Origin of the sequence: Bartonella sp. AD24XZML (genome assembly GCF_042196485.1) — a bacterium.
In the GTDB taxonomy this organism is placed as follows: domain Bacteria; phylum Pseudomonadota; class Alphaproteobacteria; order Rhizobiales; family Rhizobiaceae; genus Bartonella.
The window spans coordinates 48,671-55,437 of record NZ_JBHIQH010000019.1 but is presented as its reverse complement, the minus strand read 5'-3'; the positions used below and the strand labels follow the sequence as shown (position 1 = coordinate 55,437).

Genomic DNA, 6,767 nt, shown 5'->3' with positions numbered 1-6,767 from the left:
AGAAAAAGTCATTCCTTGCGCAAAAATCACAGCAAAAGGAATTGGTGTGCTGTCTCAAGAGCTTAAAAGACAAACCATGCATTAAAAGCAACAATTATGGAAAAGAAATACGAACGACTAATCTTATAGTATCTCTATAAGCCGTTTCTAACACCGAAAAACCAACTTTTAAACACAAGCGCGATTCACGCCACGGGGGAATTACATCTCAATGAAGGGGAATAAACATGCCACACCGCCCACCTACTATCACGCAACCAGCTATTGCTCGTGCTTTAAGAGAAGCTAAAAAACAAGGATGTGAACTCATAGAAATCAAACCTACAGGGGAATTATTAATTCATATCAATAAAACCATAACACCAACAACGACAGATAATACTTATAGCATTGACGATTTTCCACCACTTGAAAACGAGCAAGAAGACTACGAGACCAGCAAATCGTGTCCCTCTGTTGACGGTATAAAGTTTTAGCCATGCCAAAACGCCGTCCACCGCATCTTGTTCGTGAACGCACACGCCATGGTAAAATCATATGGTATGTACGTATTGGTCATGGACCACGGTTTCGGATTGAAGGAACCTATGGAACGCAAGAGTTTGTCGATAATTATACGCTTGCTCTTAAGCAAGCTCAAAATGGCTCCTCCAAAACAAAGAGGCGTACCAGACTCACAGAAGGGTCTTTCGATTGGTTGTTGCATCAGTATTTACAAAGCATGCAATGGCATAATCAATCAGAATCTACTAAAAAAGTTAAATATCGAATTCTGAATAATGTTTCTAAACATATCGGTAATCGTGCATATAAAAGCATAAACAAACAACACATGCTTGAAGCCGTAGACAGAAGGCGAGAGACCCCCGCAGCTGCAAAACATTTTTTGACCTCTTTAAACGGTCTCTTTAATTGGGCGGTTGATAATGATCTTTTGAATAGAAATCCTGCTTTTAATATAAAGCCGCCAAAATCCTTTAACGCAGAAGGGTTCATACCATGGTTAGAAGAAGATATTGACAAATATTATCATCGCTGGATGCTAGGAACGCATGAACGTGTATGGATTGACGTCCTTTTGTATACAGGTTTACGTCGTGGTGATGCCGTTCCTATCGGCTAGAAAGATATCACAACAGATAATATTATTCATTTAAAAACAGAAAAGAGCCAATTTAAAACAGATGTTTTTCTCCCGATTTTGCCAGAACTCGCAGAAACACTTAAAATTGGACCTATTGGAGATGAAACATTTATTTGCGGTAAAGAAGGTAAAAAACTGACCAAAGAAAGTTTTGGTAATCTGTTTCGTAAAGCTTGTAATGCAGCAGGTATTAAAAAATCAGCGCATGGATTGCGAAAATTAGCAGCAACACGTGCAGCAAATGCTGGTGCGACAGTTTCGCAAATGAAAGCGCTTTTTGGCTGGACAGAAGATAACATGGCATCCCTCTATACCAAAACAGCCNCGCTTTTTGGCTGGACAGAAGATAACATGGCATCCCTCTATACCAAAACAGCCGATAGAAAACGACTTGCAATAGAAGCAATCAAAAAGCTACAAAAAGGTTCGGGATAGACATAAAATAAGTTAAAATAATCAACGGAATCAAAATTCCCGAACTTTTATATAACCTATTGATTTAATTAAATATTGGCTGGGGTACCTGGATTCGAACCAGGGAATGCCGGTACCAAAAACCGGTGCCTTACCGCTTGGCTATACCCCAAAAAAAACACGCTTTATAGCGACTCTTGCACCTTATAGCGATTCCTGTGATTGGACGCAATATCTGAAAATCAAAGACTTTACTTTTTTATCATAAAATTTCTGAGTTTTGTATGGCATTGCCATCGATACAAATTCGTAGCAGAAACTGATATACAGTTGTGATTTTAACATAAGAAGAAACCATTTATCCATCAATTATTTTGCTCTTTGTATTGATTTTCTAGGAACAGAAAATGAAAATCTTGCAGTTTACTCATGTATCTAATAAATTTGTATATGATTTACTTTTCTTGATATATTAAAATTCCATCTTGCTCAATTTAAGAAAAAGCTGTCACCACATTGGCAATCGGTAAGTGTATGATAGTGCTGCTGTGCTCTTGCATTAAGCATAAAGATGGTAATGTCCACTAATTTTTACATTATATTATTCATGGGTAGCACCATAAAATAAAATCAAGCACATTGAAAAATATTTCCTCAAAAATAACACTTAATATTCTGTTGAAAACATTATGATACACCAATAAACTGGAGGAGTTTTGCAAAAATTAAAAACATTTTATATGGTATTTGAAAAAATAGAGATACAAAAACAAGGAATAATAGCTATTTCCATTTACTTTTTATTCAAAAGATAATGATATTTATTACCCACTCATAGATGTAAAAAAATCTTCAGAAGCAATCTTTATGTAGACCAATATCCTTTTTGATTGATGAATATACATTTCCTAAAAGCTTCTTTTACAAAAAGAGAAACATTAAAACTATTTCATACAAACTAGGTATTCAACATTTGCTTTTAAATGCGGTAAATGGCAAATTAGGCTTATGAAATAAGCTTAACAATTAGAATCGAGGAGATTTTTAAATGGCTTTTGAATTGCCCCCGTTGCCTTATGATTACGATGCCCTTTCGCCTTATATGTCACGCGAAACGCTTGAATATCATCATGATAAGCATCACCTCGCTTATCTTACCAACACCAATAATTTTGTGAAAGAGTTAGGCTTAGAAAATGAAAGCCTTGAAGATATTGTTAAAAAAAGTTTTGGAAAAAATATTGGTTTGTTTAATAATGCAGCGCAGTATTACAATCATAACCACTTTTGGCTTTGGATGAAAAAAAATGGTGGTGGCCAAAAACTTCCTGAAAAGTTAGCAAAAGCTATTGACGCTGATCTAGGTGGTTACGACAAATTCCGCGCTGATTTTATTGCTGCTGCTAGTGCCCAATTTGGTTCTGGATGGACGTGGGTTGCTGTTAAAGATGGCAAGCTTGAAATTATGAAAACGCCTAATGGTGAAAATCCCTTAGTGCACAATGCTCGCTCTATTTTGGGTGTCGATGTGTGGGAACATTCCTATTACATTGATTATCGCAATGCTCGACCGAAGTACCTCGAATCCTTTGTAGACCATTTAATTAATTGGGACTATGTTTTGGAACTTTATGAAGAATGTGAATTTTAAACTATCTAGATAATTTTTTAGTATATGAAAGTCTCTATAATCCAATAAATTATCGGAGACTTTCATACAGAAGTATTATGGATTAGCAAAAGTCTTTTCCTGCTATCTTTAGAATATATGTATAGATATAGGCAACTTCTTCTAGCTTTGAAAAACGTCCAGCTGCACCAGCGTGCCCTGAATCCATATTAATACGTAATAAAACTGCATTATCGTCTGTTTTTAGGTCTCGTAATTTTGCCACCCATTTTGCAGGCTCCCAGTAAGTTACACGAGGATCTGTTAATCCTGCCATCACAAGTATAGGGGGATAGTTTTGAGCTTTGACATTATCGTAAGGGGAATAGGAAGCAATAAGCTTATAATCTTCTTCTGATTCAAGAGGATTCCCCCATTCGGCCCATTCTGGAGGTGTGAGTGGCAATGAAGCATCTAACATTGTCGCTAAGACATCAACAAAAGGCACATTCGCTACGATCCCAGCAAAATCCTGGGGAGCTATATTGGCAATGGCTCCCATCAACATTCCCCCTGCTGAACCACCATGAGCAATCAGCCGGTCGTGAGAAGTGAATTTATTGTTTACAAGGTAACGCCCACAAGCAATAAAATCTGTAAATGTATTGTGCTTAAAGAGATGCTTTCCTTTCTCATACCACTCTACTCCCTTTTCTTTTCCTCCGCGAATATGAGCAATCGCGTAAATAAAACCTCTGTTTACTAGAGAAAGTACATTACTATTGAAACTGGCAGGAATAGAGATCCCATAAGCACCATAACCGTAAAGCAGACAAGGCGCACCACCATCAAGGAGAGTGTTTTTGTGGTAAAAAAGTGAAATAGGAATCTTCTCACCATCGTCTGCTATTGCTGTAATCCGTCGTGTTACATATGCATCTTTATTATGCCCAGAGGGAATTATTTGCGTTTTTAAAAACATTCGTTTACAACTTTTCATCTCATAATCAAACACTTGATCAGGTGTTGTCATAGATGAATAGGAAAAACGAATAGTTGGACTGTTATATTCTGTAACTCCTTGCAAACTTAAAGAATAAGCCTCTTCAGTAAAAGCAATGGAATTCACTTGTTTAGTGGTACGTTCCATCACTTTTATACGTGGAAGCCCCTCAAAACGTTCGATCCAGACAAGAAAATCTTGATAAGCATCATGGGATAATATTAGGCACCCAAGCTGATGTGGGACAAACTCAGACCAATTTTCTGATTGTGGAGATGTATATGGCGCTACCATAATTTTGAAATCTTTTGCATTATCTAAATTGGTCAGAATATAAAAGACATCACCACCCTCTGTAAGTGAATATTCAATACCTTTTTGTCGTTTCCGTACACATTGGGGAACAGTAAAAGGCGCCTCAGCAGGAATTAACCAGATCTCGGATGTTTCATGATCATGAATATTAATATAAATAACATCATTAAGCTTAGAACCACTTACATCTAAGAAAAAACCTGGATTGTCTTCACGAAAAATAAGCTTATCTTGTGATTGATCTGTGTTTAATTGGTGATAATAGAGCTCTGAAGGTCGGTGGTTTTTATCCATCTTAGTATAGAAAAAACCTTCAGATCTAGCATCCCATACAATTTGACCAGATGTATCAGTAATTGTGTCCATACAGTCAGACAATGTCTCAAAATTACGAATTTTAGCTGTATAGAATTCTGATCCTTTGTCATCATAGGTCCATACCACATGTGTATGGTCAGGAGATTCTTGAACTGAACCAAATTTGAAATATTCTTTGCCTTCTGCCAAGACATCACCATTAAGGTACTCGTTTTTTTCTCCGCCATTCCTTGGTGTCCGAAAATAATGTGGTTGTTGGCCTCCGGTAACATAAGAGAATCCGTAAGCAAAAGGACCATGTTTTATAGGAACAGAACTATCATTCTCTTGGATCCTGTTTTTCATTTCGGTAAAAAGCAAATCTCGTAATGGTTTTGTATCAGCCATTTGAGCTGATTGATAAGCATTTTCTTTTTCAAGATAATGTCGAATATTGGGATCAAGACAGTTAGGATCTTTAAAAACATCTTGCCAGTTAGACGCACGTAGCCAATGATAGGGATCATCACGAAAAATACCATGATATATTTCCTTATGAGTGATTCTAGATGCTTTGGGAGGAATTGCAAAAGTGCGAGTCATACACAATCCTATATTAAAATATGTTAATAGATTCGTTTATATGTTAGAATCACAATGATTGATGCAAGTGTAAAAATCTATAAGTTCTATTCACTTGCAAAAATAGCACCATGATAATTTTTAAACTAATACCTTTCTGTTCATTACATATCACAGCTATTGTTTTCTAGGGATATAACACCACTTTTATAATGAAAGTGACTGGTAAAACAATTAAACTATTAGAAAAAGAATTGATTTTTTTTGAAACAGTATAATCGCATAATTTTACAGAGATGAATAAATATATCTAAAATATTATTATTACTGTATAAAAAATAAAAATATCCTATCTCCTTTTAATGAATAGTTTTATATTAAAAATAATACTATTATGTCATTTTTATAATATAGCATGTTTTTTATTATTAAATTTTATAAATATAAACAATAAAAACAAATTTAAAACTTATTAAACATAAACTTACTAAAATATAAGTATTCAAAATAAAATATAATAATTTATATATTATATTTTTATAATTAGTAATTTTATTTTTACGTTCTCAAAAAAAATAAATAAATTTTATCATATATTTTTTTATATTTGTGATGTATTATATATTATGTATGATATGTTATAGAATAAAAATATATTTTAGCATGTAATAATTTCGTTTTTCTTATTGTATATTATGACAAAAACTGGGTATTTATTTGATTTTTTTGTGTTTTGGCAATTTTATAGAATAATTGAATTGACAAAAAAGATTTTTGTACAATATGAAACTCATGTGCATGAGATCTTTATATCATGAGTATATGCACTATATCTCGATTTTGAATTACTCAATTTTAAATTAAAGGAAACAAGAATGGAACATCGTGCAGTCTTAGAGACTGAAAGCAATTTAGTTATTACATTGGTTGCTGATATTGTTGCTGCCTACGTGAGTAATAATTCTATTCGACCGACTGAAGTGCCAAGTTTAATTGCTGATGTCCATGCTGCTTTTCGTAAAGCAGGGAATCTAGACTTAACAGAAGTCGAAGTTGAAAAACAAAGGCCTGCCGTTAATCCGAAGCGTTCAGTATTTCCTGATTATCTTATTTGCCTTGAAGATGGAAAGAAGTTTAAATCTCTAAAGCGTCATCTCATGACACATTATGGAATGTTGCCAGAAGAGTATCGTGAAAAATGGCAGTTAGATAGTTCTTATCCTATGGTGGCGCCTAATTATGCAAAAACACGATCGGCTTTGGCCAAAGAAATGGGGCTTGGACGCAAAAGCAAACGGAAAAAAACTAAATAATCTTATTTTGCGAAAAAATGGTTTCGTGTATAAAGTTGATTTTAGTATACATGTTTTGTGTGAAGCTTTTGTATATATAGCAATTTCTAC

The 6,767-nt window shown here is 34.6% G+C and carries 4 protein-coding genes, 1 tRNA gene and 1 pseudogene; 4 read left to right on the top strand and 2 right to left on the bottom strand.

Features of this window, described 5'->3' with window-relative positions; all coding sequences use genetic code 11:
• The first annotated feature begins 227 nt into the window (after positions 1-227).
• Together ACFIMX_RS02255 and ACFIMX_RS02250 are read left to right on the top strand one after the other, a co-directional pair.
• Entirely contained in the window at positions 228-476 is a 249-nt protein-coding gene (locus ACFIMX_RS02255; protein ID WP_015857131.1) for a hypothetical protein, read from the top strand.
• Positions 477-478: 2 nt separating this feature from the next.
• Positions 479-1,579: pseudogene (locus tag ACFIMX_RS02250) on the top strand (tyrosine-type recombinase/integrase).
• Positions 1,580-1,655: 76 nt separating this feature from the next.
• Here ACFIMX_RS02250 and ACFIMX_RS02245 read toward each other — a convergent pair.
• Positions 1,656-1,730: transfer RNA gene (locus ACFIMX_RS02245), tRNA-Gln, on the bottom strand.
• Positions 1,731-2,606: 876 nt separating this feature from the next.
• On the opposite strand from ACFIMX_RS02245, the gene ACFIMX_RS02240 reads away from it, so the two are divergent.
• Positions 2,607-3,209 (top strand): superoxide dismutase, encoded by a 603-nt coding sequence (locus ACFIMX_RS02240; protein WP_375640629.1) that lies wholly within the window; start codon positions 2,607-2,609, stop codon positions 3,207-3,209.
• 82 nt (positions 3,210-3,291) lie between these two features.
• Here ACFIMX_RS02240 and ACFIMX_RS02235 read toward each other — a convergent pair whose 3' ends face one another.
• Positions 3,292-5,385, bottom strand: coding sequence for a S9 family peptidase (locus tag ACFIMX_RS02235; RefSeq protein ID WP_375640630.1), 2,094 nt, complete (start codon positions 5,383-5,385; stop codon positions 3,292-3,294).
• 854 nt (positions 5,386-6,239) lie between these two features.
• Here ACFIMX_RS02235 and ACFIMX_RS02230 point away from each other — a divergent pair.
• Complete coding sequence (locus ACFIMX_RS02230; RefSeq protein ID WP_375618391.1) at positions 6,240-6,677, top strand: MucR family transcriptional regulator; 438 nt, start codon at positions 6,240-6,242, stop codon at positions 6,675-6,677.
• The last annotated feature ends 90 nt before the right edge of the window (positions 6,678-6,767 follow it).